Annotated in this window: 16 protein-coding genes; 13 read left to right on the top strand and 3 right to left on the bottom strand. The window is 74.4% G+C overall.

Features of this window, described 5'->3' with window-relative positions; translation table 11 throughout:
* Nucleotides 1-62 precede the first annotated feature (62 nt).
* From ACGGZK_RS01825 to ACGGZK_RS01835, 3 genes are all read right to left on the bottom strand, one after another.
* Entirely contained in the window at nucleotides 63-356 is a 294-nt protein-coding gene (locus ACGGZK_RS01825) for a GNAT family N-acetyltransferase (protein ID WP_395244564.1), read from the bottom strand.
* Nucleotides 353-1,816 carry a hypothetical protein gene (locus tag ACGGZK_RS01830; protein WP_395244565.1) on the bottom strand — a complete coding sequence of 488 codons (1,464 nt, stop codon included), beginning with the start codon at nucleotides 1,814-1,816 and terminating at the stop codon, nucleotides 353-355. The genes ACGGZK_RS01825 and ACGGZK_RS01830 overlap by 4 nt, the downstream gene beginning before the upstream one ends.
* A gap of 189 nt (nucleotides 1,817-2,005) precedes the next feature.
* Entirely contained in the window at nucleotides 2,006-3,376 is a 1,371-nt protein-coding gene (locus ACGGZK_RS01835; protein ID WP_395244566.1) for a Coenzyme F420 hydrogenase/dehydrogenase, beta subunit C-terminal domain, read from the bottom strand.
* A gap of 243 nt (nucleotides 3,377-3,619) precedes the next feature.
* Between ACGGZK_RS01835 and ACGGZK_RS01840 the strand changes: the two genes are divergently transcribed.
* The 13 genes from ACGGZK_RS01840 (at nucleotide 3,620) to ACGGZK_RS01900 (ending at nucleotide 19,754) form a co-directional block, all read left to right on the top strand.
* Entirely contained in the window at nucleotides 3,620-5,383 is a 1,764-nt protein-coding gene (locus ACGGZK_RS01840) for a LamG-like jellyroll fold domain-containing protein (RefSeq protein ID WP_395244567.1), read from the top strand.
* 230 nt (nucleotides 5,384-5,613) lie between these two features.
* Nucleotides 5,614-6,684 (top strand): glycosyltransferase, encoded by a 1,071-nt coding sequence (locus ACGGZK_RS01845; RefSeq protein WP_395244568.1) that lies wholly within the window; start codon nucleotides 5,614-5,616, stop codon nucleotides 6,682-6,684.
* 2 nt (nucleotides 6,685-6,686) lie between these two features.
* Entirely contained in the window at nucleotides 6,687-8,192 is a 1,506-nt protein-coding gene (locus ACGGZK_RS01850; protein ID WP_395244569.1) for a lipopolysaccharide biosynthesis protein, read from the top strand.
* On the top strand, nucleotides 8,189-9,529 hold the full coding sequence (locus ACGGZK_RS01855) for a polysaccharide pyruvyl transferase family protein (protein WP_395244570.1): 1,341 nt from the start codon (nucleotides 8,189-8,191) through the stop codon (nucleotides 9,527-9,529). Before ACGGZK_RS01850 ends, ACGGZK_RS01855 begins: the two co-directional genes overlap by 4 nt.
* An 82-nt stretch (nucleotides 9,530-9,611) precedes the next feature.
* The gene (locus ACGGZK_RS01860; protein ID WP_395244571.1) at nucleotides 9,612-10,538 is read left to right on the top strand and encodes a hypothetical protein; all 927 of its coding nucleotides are present in this window, start codon (nucleotides 9,612-9,614) and stop codon (nucleotides 10,536-10,538) included.
* 30 nt (nucleotides 10,539-10,568) lie between these two features.
* A complete protein-coding gene (locus ACGGZK_RS01865; protein ID WP_395244572.1) occupies nucleotides 10,569-11,855 on the top strand; it encodes an acyltransferase family protein in 1,287 nt (428 codons plus the stop codon).
* 5 nt (nucleotides 11,856-11,860) lie between these two features.
* Nucleotides 11,861-12,937: a polysaccharide pyruvyl transferase family protein gene (locus ACGGZK_RS01870; RefSeq protein ID WP_395244573.1), complete on the top strand. Its 1,077-nt coding sequence runs from the start codon at nucleotides 11,861-11,863 to the stop codon at nucleotides 12,935-12,937.
* Between the two features lie 2 nt (nucleotides 12,938-12,939).
* A complete protein-coding gene (locus ACGGZK_RS01875) occupies nucleotides 12,940-13,911 on the top strand; it encodes a glycosyltransferase family 2 protein (protein ID WP_395244574.1) in 972 nt (323 codons plus the stop codon).
* A gap of 177 nt (nucleotides 13,912-14,088) precedes the next feature.
* Nucleotides 14,089-15,096 carry a glycosyltransferase gene (locus ACGGZK_RS01880; protein ID WP_395244575.1) on the top strand — a complete coding sequence of 336 codons (1,008 nt, stop codon included), beginning with the start codon at nucleotides 14,089-14,091 and terminating at the stop codon, nucleotides 15,094-15,096.
* Nucleotides 15,096-16,223 carry a hypothetical protein gene (locus tag ACGGZK_RS01885; RefSeq protein ID WP_395244576.1) on the top strand — a complete coding sequence of 376 codons (1,128 nt, stop codon included), beginning with the start codon at nucleotides 15,096-15,098 and terminating at the stop codon, nucleotides 16,221-16,223. Before ACGGZK_RS01880 ends, ACGGZK_RS01885 begins: the two co-directional genes overlap by 1 nt.
* Nucleotides 16,220-17,302: a glycosyltransferase family 4 protein gene (locus tag ACGGZK_RS01890; RefSeq protein WP_395244577.1), complete on the top strand. Its 1,083-nt coding sequence runs from the start codon at nucleotides 16,220-16,222 to the stop codon at nucleotides 17,300-17,302. Before ACGGZK_RS01885 ends, ACGGZK_RS01890 begins: the two co-directional genes overlap by 4 nt.
* Nucleotides 17,299-18,615 carry a UDP-glucose dehydrogenase family protein gene (locus ACGGZK_RS01895; RefSeq protein WP_395244578.1) on the top strand — a complete coding sequence of 439 codons (1,317 nt, stop codon included), beginning with the start codon at nucleotides 17,299-17,301 and terminating at the stop codon, nucleotides 18,613-18,615. The genes ACGGZK_RS01890 and ACGGZK_RS01895 overlap by 4 nt, the downstream gene beginning before the upstream one ends.
* Entirely contained in the window at nucleotides 18,612-19,754 is a 1,143-nt protein-coding gene (locus ACGGZK_RS01900) for a glycosyltransferase family 4 protein (protein ID WP_395244579.1), read from the top strand. Before ACGGZK_RS01895 ends, ACGGZK_RS01900 begins: the two co-directional genes overlap by 4 nt.
* The last annotated feature ends 4 nt before the right edge of the window (nucleotides 19,755-19,758 follow it).

Below are 19,758 nucleotides of genomic sequence, written 5' to 3' on the forward strand. Positions count from 1 at the left end.
GGCGCGATTCTAACGCGAGCGACCCTCAGCCACAGCGCCCCCAGAACGCGGGCCACCCGGGCTCAGGAGCGGTCGACGGATGCCTCGTACTCGGGATGCTTCGCGATCCACGCGGAGATGAACGGGCACTCGGGCACGACGCGCAGGCCCCGGGAGACGACGTCATCGAGGGCGGTCTTCGCGATCGTGCCGCCCAGTCCGCGGCCCTCGTACGCGGGGAGCACGACCGTGTGGGTGAACACGACCCGGCCCTCCTCCTCGCGGAACATCGCGATGCCGGCCACCTCGCCGTCGACGTGGAGCTCATACCGCTGCCGGGCGTCGTTGCGGGTGACCTTCGACTCGTGGGTCGTCATCGTCGGTGCTCCTTCGCGCGCGAGGCCGGGCGGGTGTCGGAGTTCGGTGCCGGGCGCGGTGCCCGACGACGGGCCCCGTCCGGAGGGTCGTCGGCCGACGGAGCTCCCGCCGGGACGGGCGCCCGCTCGACGCGGACACCGGCCCGGCGCGAGCCGACGGCTTCCCGCCACCGTACCGGCCCGGAGGGCCGGACGGGCGCCGGCAGGGCCTGCGGCGGGCGGGCGTGGTGACGGCGGGGCATCCGATGCGGGGCGACGTGCCGCACCTGACGACCGAGCCGGCGGCGGGTGCGGGGGCGGGCCGGCGAGGCTGTCATGACCACCATCGCGATGAGCCAGGCGAACACGAGCGAGAAGGCGGTGATCTCGAACACGGTGAGGTTGAAGAGGTCGAGCCCGTCGTAGGCGACCATCGCGGTGACCTCGGTCGCGATCGAGGCGTACGACCAGGCGACGAACCGCCGCGGCGCCCGCCGCACGAACAGCGGCACGCCGATCGCCGCCACGGCGAAGGCCCCGGCCGCGCCGCATGCGAAGGCGTTGTGCAGCACGGTCGCGCCGTCGATCGGGACGAGGCCGACGCCCATGAGGCTGATGCCGATGAGCGCGACGAGCACGCGCAGGGTCGTCACGCCGCCGCGGCGCGGTTCGAACCGGCCGTCGCGGAGCGCGCGGCTGAGCGCGGGCCCGAGCGCCGCGACTCCGGCTCCCGCCATGACGATCGCGATGTTGAAGCAGGCGGCCGCGATGTCGTCGGAGGTGCCGAGGGTCGAGAAGTTGCGCGTCCACCACTCGCCGGTCGGCGTGATCGCCATGCTCGCGAGGCTGCCCATCGCGAGCACCATCGCGACGAGGTTGAACGTGCGGTACGCCTCGTGTTCGATGGCGGCGAGGTGCAGGCGATGCGTGACGACGCAGAGGCCGCCGGCGATGACCGCCGTCGCGGCGACCGTTCCGCCCGGCAGCGGCGCGAACGCCTCGCCGGTGAAGTGCACGGCGAGCACGCCGATCGCCGTCCACGCGAGGCTGTTCGTCGTCGCCCGCACGCGCGGGCCGAGTGCCGGCAGCCCCTGCTCGACGACCGAGGTCAGCGACTCGCGCGACGCCGAGGCGATCAGCAGTGCGACGGTCATCGCCAGCCCGACCACGGCCGCGGGCACCGCCCACACGGCGGCGACCAGCGGGCCGGCGGCGTGGGCGTTGACGGCGAGCCCGGCGAACGCGACCGCCGACAGCATGCCGATGACGCCGGCGAGGATTCGCCGGAACCCGGCGTGCCCGCGCCAGCCGATCAGGAACGCGACCCGGGCGATCGCGACGACCCGTCGCGGCGGCCCGTCGGGCAGGGCGGCACCCGCTCGACCGCGGTGAGGCAGCGTGATGCCCGTGGTGCCGAACGTCGTGACGCCCTCGGCGCTGCGCCCCCAGCGTGTCGACGCTGCCGACGTTGCGGCCTGCATTCCCCTCACCCGACCTTCGACCGACCCTCGCTCCCAGGGACAGATGGGGCGAGCCTAACCGGAGGAAATGCTCCACGGGAGTCCGTTACGGCGGATGCACGGCGAATTCGCGCGGGGTTCCCGGGTCGGCGTCCCCCGTACTGGGGGTATGGGTTCCGGACGAGTGGCTGGATCCGGCGGGTGCCGGGGTCAGCGACCGGGGACGAGCCGACGGATGCGACGACGCAGGCGGGAGGCGAACCGCTGGGCGAGGCCGCCGCGGTCGATCCGGGTATAGGCCTCGACGAGCGGTCGCATGCGGTCGAGGAACACGTGGAGGTCGCCGGCGGCGCGCGCCTCGGCGAACGCGTCGTGGCTGGTGCGGGAGATGAGGCGGCGCTGCCGCACCAGTCGCACCCGCTTGGAGTCGATGCCGTCGAGGGTCGGCGGCACCCGCTTCGCGGGCACGCTCAGGCCCTTCGCGGCGTCGTCGTGCAGCCGCACCCGGAGGCCGATCCGGCGGTGGCGGAAGTTGCCGGCCTGCGTCGCCGCGACCTCGTCGAGGTCGAGCTCGTCGAGGACGAGCTCGTCGGACTCGCGCAGCAGGGCGTCGAGCTCCGGCCGGCGCGAGACGATGACGTTGGTGCCGCGCCAGTCCTCCTTGTACCGCGGCAGCCAGGCGTCGCCGAAGGCGATGTCGGCCGTCTCGGCGAAGATGTCGTCGCAGAAGTCGCAGGCGCCGATCTGGAACATCGCGTGGCCCCAGCTGCCGCCGACGAGCGACGCGGTCGGCACGTCGTGCTCGCCGTCGGGGCCGACGGCGCCGAAGTCGTACCGGCTCGACGACCGGCCGGGCACCTTCACCCGGAAGTCGACGGTCTCGAGGTCCTGCGGCGGGACGCCCGCCTGCCAGGCGAGCGACTCGGCGAAGGCCTGCGACTTGAGGTGGCCGCAGACCAGCCCGAGGAAGAACGCGAGCTGCGAACCGAGCTGCGCGTCCTCCTCGGCGAGCAGCCTGGCCGCGCGGAGGAAGCACGGCACGCCGAGCACCGCGTACCGGCGCCCGTCGCCGCGCACGGAGGCGAGCGCGTCGGCGAAGGTCGTGGCGTAGTACATCGACTTCCGCTGCGCGCGGTACTCGGCGGCGTCGAACGTCGCCCGGTAGGCGAACAGCCCCTTCGCGGGGTCGTCGCTCGAGACGACGTGCAGGATGCCGTCGACGTCGCCACGCTCGAGGAGCTGCTCGGCGACCCAGCTCGTGAGCCCGCCGGAGCTCGACCCCAGCAGGCGGTCGCCGTCGCGGAGCCGGCCGGCGAAGAGGCCGGAGTAGCGACCCACGCGCGGATCGTGCGGCAGCTCGGGGAAGGCCGCCGTGCCGATCGCGTCCTCGTTGCGGGACTCGTCGGAGAACGGGCAGACCCGCCCGGCCGCGCGCAGGTCGGCGTCGACGACCCCGTCGAGGTCGGCCTCGAACGACCGCCGGCGGCCGATGGTGACGCTGACGCGCCCGTCCGTCCGGACGGAGCACGCCCCGCACCCCACGCACATCCCCCGTGCGACGACGTCCTCGATCGTGTGCATGATCCCCCAATCGGATCGCGACGGCCTGAACCCTGCACGCCGATGTACGAGGAGCGTCGAGCGTAGCACCGCCGCGTTTCGGGCATGCGTCGTGCGTGCGGCGCCGGCGGGATGCCACGTGAACACCGCGTGACGGCGGCGGCCCGGCGGCTGCGGCCCGCGGCCCCGCCGCGTAGAGTGTGCCGCGTTCCGGGGGCCCGGCGTTCGGGGGGACACCCGCCCCGCGACGTTGGGGGACGATCGATGACGTCTGCGCACCTGCCCGGAGCATCCGACCGAGACGACCGCGGACGCGGACGCGGACGCGGCGACCACGGCGGCGACCGCCTACCGGCCGACGCCGCGCCGCTCGCCCCGCCGCTCGCCCGGCCGCTCGGCCGGCGCACCTTCCTCGTGGGCGGCGCCGCGGGCCTCGGGCTGGTACTCGCCGCCCCCTCGGCGGCGATCGCGACGCCCAGCCCGACGCTGCCGAACGAGGCGCGCCGCCAGCAGAACCTGGTGACCGCCCGCGGCGGCACCCTCTACGACTCGATCGTCGTCAAGATCGGCGGCGACGCGGCCCGGCTGTTCGTGCCGCAGAGCGTGAAGCCGGGCGACCGGGCCCACGTGGTGTGGTTCTACCACGCGGCCGAATCCGACCAGGACGCCATCCAGGGCGGGTACCGCGCGGCGGCCGAGCGGGCCGTCGACCGCGGTGCCATCGGCATCTGCCAGTACGCGGGCGGCACGCTCTACTCGAGCCCGACGGCGACCGCGCACCAGCAGCGCGGGTACGCGTACCTCGCCGGCGTCTACTCGATCGCCGCGAGCTACCTGCGCGCGACCAGTGCGGGCGGCGCGCTCGCAGCCGAGGCGTACGGCGCCCCGCTCATGCCGGACGTGCACGGCATGTACTTCGTGAACGCGGTCTACGACATCCGCAAGCTCTACAACATGGGCGGCCGGCAGGCGCTCTCGGTCGGCATGGCGTTCGGCTACAGCACCTCGGCCATCGACCGGGCGAACCCCGCCCGGTTCGCGCAGGCGAACTGGACGGGCTCGAAGGTCCGCGTCGTGGTGTCGAGCCCGAGCAGCACGGATGCCTCGGTCCCGCCCGACGACCACGGCCTCGCGCTCATCGCGAAGGCGAAGCCCGTCGCCGTCGAGGCATCCGTGCGCACCCACGCGCAGGGGCACACGACCCCGGGCTTCGCGGACTCCGACTTCGACGACGCCCTCGGCCGCTGGATCGCGCTCGTCGACGCCGGAGGCGGCGGCGTCGAGGTGCCCGACCCGGTCGCGGAGTGGACGTTCGGCGAGGCATCCGGCCCCTACCTCGCGAGCGGCGGCGGGCTCCCGCTCGCCGACGCGGGCACCGCCGCCGCGACCCGCATCACGACGCCGTGGGGCGGAGGCATCCGGCTCGGGGGCGCCGCCTGGCTCCGGCTGCCGCTGGCGGGCGCGGCGGCGCTGAACCTCGGCGCCGGGACCGGCCGGGGAACGGTCGCGTGCTGGGTGCGCCAGCGCGACCCGAACGCCGGGTTCGTCGCCGGCATGTGGCACGACCAGCCGAGCGCACCCGCCCGGTGCTACGGCCTGTTCTACGACCTCGCCACCTACGGCGGCGACGACCGGGTGTGCTTCCACGTGTCGCGCACCGGCCTGCCGACGCCCGGGTACCCGAGCGCGCGCGAGTATGCGGCGACCTCGGCGACCACCACCGACGAGCGATGGCAGCTGCTGGTCGGCACCTACGACGGGGCCGAGATCCGCGCCTACCTCGACGGGGAGTTCTCGCCGTACCCGACCTTCACCGACACCCGCGGGGCCACCTACGCGAAGAACCCGTACGCGTTCACGGCGGGCGCGAACCCGCGCGGCGCGGACTTCACCGTGGGCGCCTCGCTGGCGAACGGATCGCCCGGGAACCTCGCGATCGCGGACCTCGCCCTGCTCCGCGTGTGGGACCGCGCCCTCACCGCCGACGAGGTGCGCGCCCTCCACCGGGCCGACGCGACGGCCCTCTGAACCGCACGCGTCCGCCCCGCCGGAACGGCTGACCCGCGTGTGACGTACGGGTAACACGTTGTCGTCGATCGTGTTGCGCGTCGGGTCCGGGGGTTCCCCCGGGCCCGCGCGACCCGTTAGGTTGTCCACGGCGAGGGGGGCCGAAGCGACACGACCTCCGAACCGGCGGATCCACGGATCCGGCCGCACGACCCGATGGTGGGACGGTGACCACGGGGAGGAGGCGGCGGATGGCGGACACGGCCGCACGACCGGCAGCGGAGGCTGTGACCGGCACGCTCACGGTGCTGCACTCGCTCGCACCGCCCGACGGCACGACCAAGTTCGTCGACCAGATCGCCGGCGGCGCGCCGCCCGAGGTGGCGGTGCGCTACTTCTCCTGGTCGCGGGCCCTCCGCGACGAGTACGACGTGCTGCACCTGCACTGGCCGGAACTGCTGCTGCGCGCCCGCACGAAGCGCCAGCGCTTCGCGAAGCGGCAGGCGATGCGGATGCTCCTGCTCCGCACCCGTGCGAAGGGGGTGCCGATCGTGCGCACCGCCCACAACCTCCAGCCGCACGAGGTCGGCGGTCGCGCCGAGCGGCGGCTGCTCGCCGAGATCGATCGGCGCACCGACCTGTTCATCCGGCTGAACCCGACGACCGCGCTGCCCGAGGGCTCGCGCGCGGTGACGATCCTGCACGGCCACTACCTCGACCGCTTCGCCGGGCATCCCCGGAGCGACGTCGTGCCGGGCCGGCTCCTCTACTTCGGCATCATCCGCCCGTACAAGGGCGTCGAGCGCCTGCTCGACGTGTACGCCGCCGAGCGGCCCGACGCGACCGAGCTGCGGCTCGTCGGCAACCCGACGCCCGCCCTGCGGGAGCGGGTGCAGGCCGCGGTCGACGCCGACGACCGGGTCACGGCCCGCCTCGCATTCGTCGACGACGACGAGCTCGTGCGCGAGGTGACCGCGGCCGACCTCGTCGTGCTGCCCTACTCGGAGATGCACAACTCCGGGGTGCTGCTCGTGGCGCTCTCGCTGGGGCGGCGCGTGCTCGTGCCGCGGAGCCCCTCGAACACGGCGATCTCCGAGGAGGTCGGCCCCGGCTGGGTCATCCAGTACGACGGCGAGTTCGGCCCCGAGGCGCTCGCCCTCGGCGTGGCCGCGCTGCGCGAGGGGCCGCTCGACGGCCGGCCCGACCTCGCCGACCGCGACTGGGACGCCGTCGGCCGCCGGCACGCCGACGCGTACCGCGCCCTCCTGCACGACCGTCGCCGCGGCCGCGGCGCGATCGCATCGCCCGCCGGGAGCGCGTGAGCATGGCCATCGACGAGCACCGTCGCAGCCTCGGCGCCTCCGCCTCCCGCGGGGCGGCGGTCACCCTGGGCGCGCAACTGGTCCGGGTGCTCGTGCAGCTCGCCGGCATCGTCGTCCTCGCGCGGCTGCTGACGCCGGACGACTACGGCGTGCTCGCGATGGTGCTCGCGATCATCGGCGTCGGCGAGGTGTTCCGCGACTTCGGGCTCTCGGCGGCGGCGATCCAGGCGCGCGAGGTCACGAGCGCCCAGCGGACGAACCTGTTCTGGATCAACACCGGGATCGGCGCGGTGCTCGCCGCCGCGGTGTGCCTGGCGTCGGGTCCGATCGCCGGGTTCTACGGCGACCCGCGGCTGCAGCCGGTCGCGCTGCTGCTGTCGACCACGTTCCTGCTGAACGGCATCTCGACGCAGTTCCGCGCCGACCTCAACCGGCGGATGCGGTTCCTGCGGCTGAGCTCGGCCGAGATCATCGGCCAGGTCGCCGGCCTCGTCGCCGGCATCTGGCTCGCCCTCGCGGGCGCCGGCTACTGGGCGCTCGCCTGGCAGCAGGTCGTGCTGGCCCTCGCGACGCAGGTCGCGCTGCTCGGCGTCACCCGCTGGCGGCCCGGGCTGCCGCGGCGCGGGGTCCCGATGGCGGGGTTCCTGAAGTTCGGCGGCAACCTCGTCGGCGCGCAGCTCGTGACCTACGCCAGCCGGAACGTCGACTCGATCGTGATCGGCTCGACGCTCGGGGCATCCGCCCTCGGCCTCTACAACCGGGCGTACCAGCTCATGCTGATGCCGCTCAACCAGATCAACGCCCCCTCGACCCGCGTCGCGCTGCCCGTGCTGTCGCGCCTGCAGGACTCCCCCGCCCGCTACGCCGAGTTCGTCGGCCTCGGGCAGACGTTCATGCTGAACCTCATCGGCGCGATCCTCGCGTTCGGTTGCGCGCAGGCGCCGGCCATCATCCTCATCGCGCTCGGCGACCAGTGGGCGGGCGCGGTGCCGATCTTCCAGATCCTCGCGGTCGCCGGCTTCTTCCAGGCCGCGAGCTACGCGACCTACTGGGTGTTCCTGTCGAAGGGGCTGACGGGCGCGCACCTCGCGTACAACCTGGCGACCCGCCCGATCATGATCGGGCTGATCATCATGGGCTCCTGGTGGGGCGTGCTCGGCGTGGCCACGGCGTTCACGGTGTCGACCGCGCTGCTCTGGCCCATCGCGCTGTGGTGGGCGGGCCGCGTGAGCGATGCCCCGGTGCGGATGCTCGGCCTCAACGGCCTGCGGGCGCTGCTCGTCTACGGCTGGGCGGGCGCCGCGTCGTTCCTGGCGACGATGGCCCTGCCGGAGGACGCCTGGGCGGCCCGCATCGGCGTCGGCCTGCTCGCCTTCCTCGCCGCGCTCGCGGCGGCCCTCATCGTGCCCGCGTTCCGGTCGGACGTACGGAGGATGGCGTCGGTCCGGCGCTTCTTCCGCTCCGGCGGGAGCGCACCGACCCCCGACGAGACGGAGGAGCCCGGATGAACCCGAGGCGCATCGCCCGCAAGGCCCAGTGGAAGGCGGCCGAGATCGCCGCCGCGTCCGCGGCGGGGGCATCCCGCGACCGGCGCCGGATCGCCGAGGCGATCGCGACGTCGTCCGCGTCGGCGCGCCCGGCGACCGCGCCGCACGTGCTCATCGCGTCGGCCGGCGCCGGGAACATCGGCGACCAGGCCATGGTCGAGGCGTTCGTCGAGCACGTCGACGGCCCGGTGGTCGTGATCACCCGCGCACCCGACGACTTCGCGGTGCCGCCCGGTGCGGCCGGGCGCGTGCGGTTCGAGGTGCTGCCGGTGCTCGTGTACGGCGCCGGCCGCGAGCGGCTCGCCGACCTCCGCCGCTTCGGCGAACTGCTCGCCGGCGCCCGCTCGCTCTCGATCATCGGCGCTGACATCATGGATGGCCGGTACAGCCCCCGCGCCTCGGTGCGGCGGTCGACGCTCGCCGAGGCGGCCGCGCGCGCGGGCCTGCCGAGCCGGATCCTCGGCTTCAGCTGGAACGGCAGCCCGGAGCGCCGTGCGCGCGCCGCCCTGCACCGCGCCGGGGCGGCCGGCGTCGACCTGCTGCTGCGCGATCCCGTGAGCGCCGTGCGTGCCCGTACCGACGGCGTGCCGCGGGTGATCGAGACGGCCGACCTCGTGTTCCTCGCGACGACGGTCGACCCCTCGGCCGCCGACGAGCTGCTGGGCGCGGCTCCGGCCGGCGATGCGCCCGAGGCATCCGACCCGCCCGTCGCGCTCGTCAACGTCAGCGCCCTCGTGGGCCGCTCCCTCGACCAGGCGGCGGAGTACGGCCGCATCATCGCGGCGCTCCGCGCCGACGGCTACCGCGTGGTGCTCGTGCCGCACGTGTCGCGGCCGAGCTCCGACGACGTCGCCGCCTGCCGGCAGGTCGCCGCGGCGTTCACCGACGACCCCGACGTCCGGCTCGTCGAGCGGCTGCTCACCCCAGCGCAGATCCGCGGCCTCGCCGCACGCACCCGGCTCACGGTCACGGGCCGGATGCACCTCGCCATCATGTCGCTCCACGCGGGCGTGCCCGCGATCACGCTCGCCACCCAGGGCAAGGTCGAGGGCCTGATGCGCCTCGTCGGCGTGCCCGAGCTGTGCGTCGAGCCGGGGCCCGACCTCGCCGGCCGCGTGCTCGACGTCGTCGGCCGACTCGGCGACGGCGGGCGTGCCCGCCGCGCCGTGCAGGAGGCGCCGGCGAGGCTGCGCGCCCTCGCCGAACGCAACGTCGCGGGGCTCGGCGCGGAGCCGAGCACGACGGCCACCGCCGAGGCCGCCGCCGGCTCGCCCTCGGCCGAGGTCGTGCGCGGATGACCCGCCGCCGGCGTCCGTCCGGGCCATCCGGTCAGAAGCTCCCGATCGCAGGCGATCGGGCAACCAGGAGATGAGGAGCACCATGCAGCGAGACGACAGCACCCCCGACGGGCCGCGCGCGGCGCTCAGCCGGCGCGGGTTCGTGACCGGCGCGACCGGGCTCGTGGCCGCGGGGGCGCTCACGGCGGCGGGCGCCGGCCCGGCGCACGCGCTGACGGGGGTGCCGACGCCGACGCTCCCCGGCGAGCTCGGCCGGATGGCGAACCAGACCACGGCGGTCGGGAAGCGCCCGTACGACAACATCCAGGTGTCGATCGGCGGCGACCGCGCGCGGATCTTCGTGCCGCAGCTGCCGGCGGGCACCCCCCGGCCGTCGAGCGTGCCGGTGGTCTGGTTCTACCACGCCCCGAACAGCACGAGCGATGCCATGAACGCGGGCTTCAAGTGGAACGCCGAGTACGTCATCGACGCCGGCTGGGTGGCCATCTGCCAGGACCTCGGCGGCGGCACGTGGACGAACTCCTACGCGCAGGACAAGCAGGCCGCGGGCTGGGCGTACATGTCGAAGTACTTCCCGGTCGGCTCGAACTTCCTCCGCGCGACGTCGGGCGGCGGCGCGATGGCGAACGGCGTCTATGCGACGAAGGCCATCCCGCGCATCAAGGGCACGTACCTCGTGAACGCGGTCTACGACCTCTGGAAGTGCTACCTGCTCAACGGCGCGCCCTCGATCGGCCCGGCGTTCGACTACGACGAGGCGCTCATCCAGGCCCGGAACCCGTCGATCGCACCGCAGTCGTCGTGGACGGGCGCGAACATCCGCGTCGTCGTCTCCGTGGAGCCGAACCGCGACACCCTGGTGCCGCCGGAGGACCACGGCCTCGCGCTCGTCGCGAAGGCCGGCCCCGTGGCGAAGGAGGCCTCGGTCCGCGAGCACTCCCTCGGCCACACCCAGCCCGACTGGGTCTCGAGCGATTCGCTCGCGGCCTTCAAGCGCTGGAACACCTGAACCATCGAAGCGAGTCATCGGGGGTTGCCCATGGATCCGGCATCGACGAGGTCGACGTCCCTCTACCGGACGGACGTCGGCCGCAAGGACTGGATGGACCTCGTCAAGGGCGTGGCCATCATCATGGTCGTGGTCTACCACACGATGCTCTTCCTGCGCGCGATCGACTACGACGCACCGGGGATGGGGCGGGCGAAGATCATCCTCGAGACCTTCCCCATGCCGGCGTTCTTCGTCATCGCGGGCATGTTCCAGCTGCGGGTGCCGCAGTGGAGCTTCGCCGACACGTGGAAGCGGCGGCTCTCGAGCTACCTCTACCTCTACGTGCTGTGGAGCGTGCTGCGGTTCGTCTTCTACCTGATCGTGCCGAACGTGCGCGCGGCCGACGGCGCGGGCGCGACCGCGTCCGACCCGTTGGCGCTCGCGCTGATCCTCGTCTGGCCGTCGAGCAGCTACTGGTTCATCTACGCGCTGTTCGTGTTCACGATCGCGGTCTGGCTGATGCGACGCCTGCCCGCCTGGTCGCAGGTGGCGATCACCGGGGTGATCTCGGTGCTCTTCTCGAGCGGCATCCTCGACGTGCACAACGTCGGCTGGAACCGCATGGGCGAGTACCTCGTGTTCTTCACCGCCGGCGTGCTCTTCTCCCGCCCGATCGGCGACGCCGTGCACAAGGCGAAGCCGTGGCAGATCGTCGCCTTCCTCGGCGTCTTCGCCGGCGTCTCCGCGCTCCTCGCCTTCTCGTCGCTCGCGGGGGCCATCCCGGGCGTCGTGCTCATCGCCCAGGTCGCGTCGATCGCCTTCGCGTACACGGCGGCGGTGCACCTCACCAGGCTCCGCGCCCTGTCGTGGGTGAACTACATCGGCGTGCGCAGCCTGAACGTGTACCTGCTGCACGTGTTCGTCATCGCCGGCCTCGCGGCCATCGTGCTGGCCATCCCGGCGCTGCGGATCATCCCGAGCCGCGGCTGGATCCTGCTCGCGGTCATCACGACCCTCGTGATCGTCATCTCGCTGCTCCTCTACCGGGTGCTCTCGCGGGTGACGTGGCTGTTCGTGAGCCCGATCCGCCACCGGCCCGGCGGTGCGCAGCGGCGCGGGGCCGCCGCCCGTCGCGGCCGCCGCGCCGGGAAGGGGCCCCGGGATGCCTCGGGCCCGGCCTCGGCCGACCCGGATGCCGCCGTCGGGCTGGACGACCCACCGGCCGGGGCATCGGCCGGGGCATCCGACGCCGCCGCCCGCGCGACCGACCGTCAACCGCCGGCCGCGCCGGCCATCGAGACCGGGGCCGCCAGGGCCGCCGAGGGGAGTGACTAGTGCAGGTGTTCGCATCCGCAGCCGGACAGTACGACAACGTGGGCGACACCGTGCTCCGGCGCGGCTACCTCGACGCGTTGCGGCAGGTCGGCCCGCTGAACGTCTACGTGGGATCCCGCGACGACGACCACCTCAGCGGCCTCGGCCTGAAGCCCGACGACCGGGTCATCCGCACCTCCGCCGAGTGGCGGTCGCGGGTCTCGCGGGCCATGACGTCCGAACGCACCCTCTACGCGTTCGACACGGGCGAGACCGAGGCCCGGCGCCCGTTCGCCCTGCGCTACCTGCGGCTCGCGCCGCTCCTCGTCGCCTCGCGCCTCCGCGGCGGGAGGGCGGCGCACGTCGGCGTCGGCGTCCGCGAGTCCACTGCCTGGCGCCTGCCGATCTCGGCGGTGCTGCGACTGTGCTCGGTGGTGACGTGGCGCGACGAGTCGAGCCGCGACATGATGCGGGTCGGCACGGTCACGCCGGACTGGGCGTTCGCGCTCGGCGCCCCCGACGACGTGCTCGTCGGCGCGGCCGACGACCCGGAGCGCACGAAGCTCGCCATCGCGGTGCGCGCCAGCCTCAGCCACGCCACGCGCGAGCGGCCCGACGAGCGCTGGATCGAGGCGGTGCGCCGGATCGCCGAGGCCACCGGCCTCGAGCCCGTCGTCGTCGCCCAGATCGAGCGCGACGGGCCCCTCGCCCTCGAGATCGCCGAGGCGCTCGGCGCCGAGGCGGTCGTCTGGGAGGGGCCGAACCACGCGAAGCAGGAGGCGAGGCTCCGCGCCGCGTACCGCCGTTCGCGCGCCGTGCTGAGCGACCGGCTGCACGCCGTCGTCATCGCCGCGACCGAGGGCGCCGTTCCGCTCGGACTCGTCACCGGTCCCGACGACAAGGTCGCGCGCACGCTCGCGGGGGCCGGCATCCTCGGCACCGGCATCGACCGGGCGCTCGACGACCCCGAGGTCGCGATCGCGACGGCGCAGGCCGCCATCGCGCGGCAGGACGAGATCATGGCGCACGTGATCGACGCGCGCCGCCGCATCGACGGACTCACCGAGGCCCTGGTCGGCCTCTCCGCGAAGGCGAAGGGGTAGGGATGCCCCGCGTCAGCATCATCGTCCCCGTCTACAACGGCGCCGACTACCTGGCGACCGGGCTGCCGCGCCTGCTCGAGCAGGCGTACCCCGACTTCGAGGTCGTGGTCGTCGACGACGGCTCGAAGGACGGCTCGGCCGAGCTCGCCACCGCCGTCGCCGAGGGCGACGCCCGCGTGCGGGTCATCGCCCTGGAGCAGAACGGCGGCGTCGCCCGTGCCCGCCAGGCGGGGGTGCAGGCCGCGACCGGCGAGTACGTCTGGTTCGTCGACGCCGACGACGACTGGAACGACCACGCGCTCACCGAGCTCGTCGGGGCGGCGGAGCGCGAGGACCTCGACATCGTCGTGGCCGCCGCCCGGTTCGTCTACGACGGCGGCGCATCCGAACGCCCCATCCCCGCGCCGAGCGGCGACCCGGTGGACGCGGCGCGCGCCTTCGAGCTGCTGCTCACCGGCCGGATCACGGGGCACCTCTGGAACAAGCTCTTCCGCCGCGAGCTCGCCGCCGCGCTGGAGTTCACGCCGGCGCGCGTGCACAGCGACCTCGCCATGGTCGCCGACGCGCTCTCCCGGGCCCGCCTCGTCGGCTTCATCCCCGAGGTCGTCTACGACTACCGGCTGCGCAGCGGCTCGATCATCACGTCGAAGTCCAGCCGGGCGGCGTCGCTCGAGCTCGTCGGCGACGCCGTGGAGCGGGCGGCCCGCCGCGTCGACCCGCGCCTCGTCGACGGCGACGCCTACCGCTACTTCCGGACCCGCTACATCGTGCTCTCGGGCATCAAGGACGGCGTGCTGGGCCCGTACTCGACGACCGAGTCGTCGGTCATCGTGCGCCGGCTCCGCCGGAGCCTGGGCGCCGGCGACATCGCCGTGTTCGCCCGGCGGCGCGATCCGAAGCGGCTCGTGCTCGCGCTCGCGGCGAAGACCTCGCTGCCGGTGTACCGCCGCCTGCTCCGGGTGGCCGAGCGATGACCGGCACCGCCCGTGCTGCCGCCGCGGCCGTCGCCGCGCGCGTGCCCGAGGCTGTGTGAACGGCTCGTTACGGGTGCGTGATTCCACTTCCGAGGGCGTCGCCGGCCCCCTACGCTCGAATGCGAAGCGAGGCCGACGCCGCCCTTGGGACTTGTCCAACGGTTCAGGGGGGTCGACATGACGGTTCCATTCCTACGTCCCGCGGGGGGCGTCGCCGACACGGCCGGCGATCGCCCGCCGAAGCTGCTGCTGGCCGCCTCCACGGGCGGGCACCTGCAGGAGCTCGTGCGCCAGGCCGCCTTCCTGCGGCCCGCCGACGACTCGCTGTGGGTGACGTTCCGCACGCCGCAGAGCGAATCGCTGCTGCGCGATCGGCGGGTGCTGCACGTGCCCTACGTCCGGCCCCGCGACTACACCGGCGTGCTCCGCACCATCGGCATCATGCGCCGGGCGCTTCGCGCCGAGCGGTTCGACGGCGCCGTCTCGACCGGCGCCGCCATCGCCCTCGCGGTGCTCCCGACCGCGCGCGCGGCGGGCGTCCCGTCGACCTACATCGAGAGCGTGTGCCGCGTCGACGGCCCGTCGATGACTGGCAAGGTGCTCGCGAAGCTCCGCGCCGCCGAGCTGCGCACGCAGCACCGGTCGTGGGCCGGCGGCCGCTGGAGCACCCAGCCGAGCGTGCTCGCCACGTTCGCCCGCCGCGAGCGTCCGGTCGCCGCGGTGCCGCGGAAGGTCTTCGTCACCCTCGGCACCATCGAGGGCTACCGGTTCGACTCGCTCGTCGACGCCGTGCTCGCGAGCGGGCTCGCCGGGCCCGACACGACCTGGCAGCTCGGGTACACCGACCGCGACGACCTGCCCGGCGACGTGCACCGCCACCTCGCCCCGGAGGAGTTCGACCGCGTCGCCGCCGAGGCGGACGTCGTCATCACGCACGCGGGCGTCGGCACCCTGCTCGGCATGCTCGAGCAGGGCATCCACCCGCTGATGGTGGTGCGCCGCGCGGAGCGCGGCGAGCACGTCGACGACCACCAGGAGCAGATCGCGGAGCTCGTGAACCGGCTCGGCATCGGGCATGCCGTCGAGGTCGAGGACCTCGACGCGGAGGCCCTCGCCGAGGCGGCCAGGTGGGAGATCGTGGACCGCCAGGTGCACGACGCCGCAGCGGTCGGGGCGGACGCCTGATGCGCCGCGTGTTCGCGGTCGGTCGCGGCCAGTACGAGAACGTGGGCGACATCATCCTGCGGCGCCAGCTCCTCGACTGGGTGCGCCCCGAGGGCGGCGAGCTGCACGTGTACGTCGGCTCGAGCCCCGACGGCTACGACGACGGCCTCCGGCTCAGCCCCGACGACAAGGTCTACCGCTCGTTCCTCTCCTGGTACGGCGCGGCGCTGCAGGCGGCGATGAAGGGCGGGGCGGCCTACGTCTTCAAGCCCGGCGAGATCCAGCTGACGATCATCGGCATGAAGGAGCACATCTCCATGCTGCCGCTGCTCGGCGTGCTGCGGACCCGTGGCGGCCGGGCGGTGCGCGCCGGCGTCGGCTCCCGCAACTTCGCCCCGCTCCCCCGCGCCCTCATGCGCCCGTCGATCGCGCTCAGCGACCTCACGCTGTGGCGGGACATCCGCACCGCCGAGTACATGCGCGCCGGCGGCCCGATGCCCGACCTGGCCTACGGCGAGGGCGCGTCCGACGACGACGTCGCGACGTTCGCGACCGACGCCGAGGCGATCCGCCGCGACGTGCTCGTCGTGTCGCTGCGCGCCGACGAGCCGGCGCCGCCGTACCCGTCGAAGGCGTGGCTGCAGGGCGTGCGCGAGTACGCCGACCGGCACGGCCTCGAGATCTGGGCCGTCACCCAGGTGCACGTCGACAACGAGCGCAGCCGGCGACTCGCCGCCGACCTCGGCGGCAAGGTGCTGCCCTGGGACGACCTGCGCGACCACGACGGGCAGGAGCGGCGACTGCGCGAGCTGTACCGGCGGACGGCGATCGCGATGAGCGACCGCCTGCACGTCGTGATCGCGGCGTTCACCGAGGGCGCGGTGCCGGTGGGCACGCTCGCGAACGCCTCCGACAAGGTCGACCGGCACTTCGCCACGATCGGCATCGACGGCGTCACCATCCGCAGCGACGCCGCCGACCCGGCCGACGTGGTCGCCTCGCTCGAGGCGCTCGCCGCCCGGCGGGCCGAGATGTTCGGCGCGCTCGTCGAGGCGCGGGTCGAGCTCGCCCGCGTGCGCGACCGCGTCCGCAGCACGCTCGCCTCCGCGACCCCGGTCGGGGCCGGCGCCGGCGAGGCCCCCCGATGACCCGGGCTCGCGCGACCGTCCACCACCTCGGCCGGGCCGGCGAGCACGCCGGCGGCATGACCCAGGTCGTGAACGGCTACCTCGGCTGGGACTTCGACGCCGTCGACGTCCGCGTGCTCGAGTCGCGGGCCGACCCGCACGACCACCTCGGCGCCGTCCGGAAGTCCGCCGCCGCGTTCGGCCGCATCCTGCGGCTGCCGAAGGACGAGCCGCAGGTGATCGTCGGGCACCTGTCGGAGCGCGGCTCGTTCGTGCGAGAGGGCTCGCTGCTGCGGGTCGCGCACGCCCGCGGCATCCCGACCATCGCCCACCTGCACGGCAGCTCGTTCGCCGAGTTCGCCGATCGCCACCCTGCGCTCGTCGGGGCGGCGCTGCGCGCCTCCGACCGGATCGTCACGCTCTCCGAGGAGAGCTCCGAGGTGAGCGCCCGGTTCGTGCCGGAGGACCGGATCGAGCTGGTGCCGAACGCCATCCCGCCCGGCACGCCGAAGCCGAAGGAGCGCACCGTCGTCTTCGGCGGCGTCGTGAGCCACCGCAAGGGCATCGACGTGCTGCAGTCGGCCTGGGAGCAGGCGGCGCCGGCGGGCTGGCGGCTGCTCGTCGCGGGCCCGATCCGCGACGCCCACCTCGTCCGCGACGACCTGCCCGGGGTCGAGTTCCTCGGCTCCCTCCCCCACGACCGGCTCATGGACCTGCTCGACACGGCGTCGATCGCCGTGCTGCCGTCTCGGGAGGAGGCGATGCCGATGTTCATCCTCGAGGCGCTCGCCCGGGACTGCGCGGTCGTCTCGACCGACGTCGGCGGCATCGCGGCGGTGCTCGCCGACGGTGCGGGCGTGGTGCTCGAGGCGGGCGACGTCGGCGGCCTCGCCGAGGCGCTCGAGACCCTCACGGGCGACGACGCCCGACGCGTCGAGGTCGCGGCCACCGGCCGCGCCGTGTTCGACGCGCGGTACTCCGCCGAGGCGGTGTTCCCGCGCATGGAGGAACTGTGGCTGACGACGGCGGGCCGGTCGACCGGCGGCCGTCGCACGGAACGGAACGGCCGGCCGGTGCCGGCGGTGCGGAGGGGTGCATGAGGATCTCGGTCATCGGCTGCGGGTACCTGGGGGCGGTCCACGCGACCGCCATGGCGAAGCTCGGCCACGAGGTCGTCGGGATCGACGTCGACGAGCGGAAGATCGAGGCGCTGAGCGCCGGCCGGGCGCCGTTCTTCGAGCCGGGCCTCGACGAGCTGCTGACGGAGGCGACCGCGTCGGGCCGGCTGCGGTTCTCGACCTCGATGGCGGATGCCTCGGGCGCGACGCTGCACTTCATCGCCGTCGGCACGCCCCAGGTGGCCGGCGGCTACGCCGCCGACCTGACCTACGTCGACTCGGCGGTCGCGGCGCTCGTGCCGTGGCTCCGGGAGGGCGATGTCGTCGTCGGCAAGTCGACCGTGCCCGTCGGCACCGCCGAGCGGCTCGCCGACGTGCTCGCGGCCGACGCGCCGGGCAGCATCCTGGCGTGGAACCCGGAGTTCCTGCGCGAGGGCTTCGCGGTCGAGGACACGATCTCGCCCGACCGCCTCGTCTACGGCCTGCCCGACGACGCGGACGCGTCGGCGACGGCGAAGGCCGCGCTCGACGAGGCGTACGCCGTCGCGGTCGGCCAGGGCACGCCGGTCGTGACCGCCGACTACGCGACCGCCGAGCTCGTCAAGACGGCGGCCAACGCGTTCCTCGCGACGAAGATCTCGTTCATCAACGCGATGGCGGAGATCGCCGAGGCGACGGGCGCCGACGTGACCCGCCTGGCCGACGCGATCGGCTACGACGCGCGCATCGGCCGGCGCTTCCTGAACGCCGGCGTCGGGTTCGGCGGCGGCTGCCTGCCGAAGGACATCCGGGCGTTCACCGCTCGGGCCGAGGAGCTCGGCCGCGGCGAGTCGGTCGCCTTCCTGAAGGAGGTCGACGCGATCAACCTGCGTCGCCGGCAGCGCGTGGTCGACCTCGTCCTCGACCAGCTCGGCGGCTCGGCGCACCGGCGGACGGTCGCCGTGCTGGGGCTCGCCTTCAAGCCCGACTCCGACGACGTGCGCGACTCGCCGGCCCTCGACGTGGCGGTCCGCCTCCGCGGCCTCGGCGCGGACGTGCGCGCCACCGACCCCGAGGCCATCGCGAACGCCCGCGCGAGGCATCCGCAGCTCGACTACGTGGACGCGACCACCGACGCGCTCGACGGCGCCGAGGTGACCGTCATCGTCACCGAGTGGAAGCAGTACCGCGGACTCGACCCGGTCGCCCTCCGCGAGCGGGTCGCCTCGCCCGTCGTCATCGACGCCCGCAACTGCCTCGACGCGGACGCCTGGCGAGCCGCCGGGTGGACCGTCGTGGGGCTGGGCCGCCCGTGACCGCCCGCACGCGGGTCGCGTTCGTCGTCACGTCGCTGCACGGCGGCGGCGCCGAGGCCGTGGGCCTCGAGTGGATGCGCGCACTCGCGACCGGCGCCGACGTGGCGGCGGTGCTGGTCTCCGACCGGCCGACCGACCTGCTCCCCGAGGGGATCCGGCTCGAGGACCTCGGCCGCGCCGGGCACGCCGACACCGTGCGGGGCATCCGCCGGTTCCTGCGCGACTGGAGCGCCGACGTCGTCATCGCGCTGCAGACCTACCCGTCGCTGCTGATGCTGGCCGCGACGGCGGGACTCGGCGACGACCGGCCGCTCACCGTGGTCAGCGAGCACAACCTCATCTCCCTCGGCCTGCCGGGGTCCTCCGCCGGCCACCGGGCGAAGATCGGCCTCGCCAAGCGCAGCTACGGCCGCGCCGACCTCGTCGTCGCCTGCTCGCACCCCGTGGGCGCGGAGCTCGTGGCGGCGTTCGGCGTGCCGGGCGATCGCCTCGCCGTCGTGCCGAACCCCGCGCTCGCGAAGGCGGCCGGCGCGACGCGCGTCGCGCGGACCCCGGGCGCCGAGCACGGCATCGACGTGGTGCTCGCCGGGCGGCTCGTGCCGCAGAAGCGGCCGGCGCTCGCGGTCGCCGCGACCAAGGCGCTGCGCGAGCGCGGCGTGGAGGCGCGCCTCGTGTCGTTCGGCGGCGGTCCGCTGCTCGACGAGACGGCGGCCGCGGCCGAGGCGGCCGGCGTGCCGTTCGTCTCGCACGGGTGGGTGGAGGACTGGTTCGCCCGGTTCGAGCCGAACTCGGTCGTGCTGCTGCCGTCGATCCGCGAGGGGTTCGGCAACGTGCTCGTCGAGGCGGCCGCCGCCGGGGTGCCGTCGGTCGCGATCTCCGGTTCCCTCGGCGTCGCCGACGCCGTGCTGCCGGGCATCACGGGCGCCCTCGCGCTCGACGCCGACCCGGCCTCGCTCGCCGACGCGCTCGTCGAGGCCGCCGCGATCGAGGTGCCGGCGCTCGACGGCTGGCTCGACCGGTTCACGCCCCGCGCGAGCGCGACGCTGCTCGCCGCCGCGCTGCGGCACGCGGGTGCCCGGACGGGCCGCGACCTCGGGGCGCTGGCGATCGCGCCGGCGGAGACGCCCGCCCGCGGCTGAGCGG

Origin of the sequence: Agromyces sp. MMS24-K17, from assembly GCF_043950245.1 — a bacterium.
Classification (GTDB): domain Bacteria; phylum Actinomycetota; class Actinomycetes; order Actinomycetales; family Microbacteriaceae; genus Agromyces.

Coding starts and splice junctions, on each gene's coding strand:
- ACGGZK_RS01825 (WP_395244564.1), bottom strand. CDS start 356: ATGACGACCCACGAGTCGAAGGTCACCCGCAACGACGCCCGGCAGCGG.
- ACGGZK_RS01830 (WP_395244565.1), bottom strand. CDS start 1,816: ATGCAGGCCGCAACGTCGGCAGCGTCGACACGCTGGGGGCGCAGCGCC.
- ACGGZK_RS01835 (WP_395244566.1), bottom strand. CDS start 3,376: ATGCACACGATCGAGGACGTCGTCGCACGGGGGATGTGCGTGGGGTGC.
- ACGGZK_RS01840 (WP_395244567.1), top strand. CDS start 3,620: ATGACGTCTGCGCACCTGCCCGGAGCATCCGACCGAGACGACCGCGGA.
- ACGGZK_RS01845 (WP_395244568.1), top strand. CDS start 5,614: ATGGCGGACACGGCCGCACGACCGGCAGCGGAGGCTGTGACCGGCACG.
- ACGGZK_RS01850 (WP_395244569.1), top strand. CDS start 6,687: ATGGCCATCGACGAGCACCGTCGCAGCCTCGGCGCCTCCGCCTCCCGC.
- ACGGZK_RS01855 (WP_395244570.1), top strand. CDS start 8,189: ATGAACCCGAGGCGCATCGCCCGCAAGGCCCAGTGGAAGGCGGCCGAG.
- ACGGZK_RS01860 (WP_395244571.1), top strand. CDS start 9,612: ATGCAGCGAGACGACAGCACCCCCGACGGGCCGCGCGCGGCGCTCAGC.
- ACGGZK_RS01865 (WP_395244572.1), top strand. CDS start 10,569: ATGGATCCGGCATCGACGAGGTCGACGTCCCTCTACCGGACGGACGTC.
- ACGGZK_RS01875 (WP_395244574.1), top strand. CDS start 12,940: ATGCCCCGCGTCAGCATCATCGTCCCCGTCTACAACGGCGCCGACTAC.
- ACGGZK_RS01880 (WP_395244575.1), top strand. CDS start 14,089: ATGACGGTTCCATTCCTACGTCCCGCGGGGGGCGTCGCCGACACGGCC.
- ACGGZK_RS01885 (WP_395244576.1), top strand. CDS start 15,096: ATGCGCCGCGTGTTCGCGGTCGGTCGCGGCCAGTACGAGAACGTGGGC.
- ACGGZK_RS01890 (WP_395244577.1), top strand. CDS start 16,220: ATGACCCGGGCTCGCGCGACCGTCCACCACCTCGGCCGGGCCGGCGAG.
- ACGGZK_RS01895 (WP_395244578.1), top strand. CDS start 17,299: ATGAGGATCTCGGTCATCGGCTGCGGGTACCTGGGGGCGGTCCACGCG.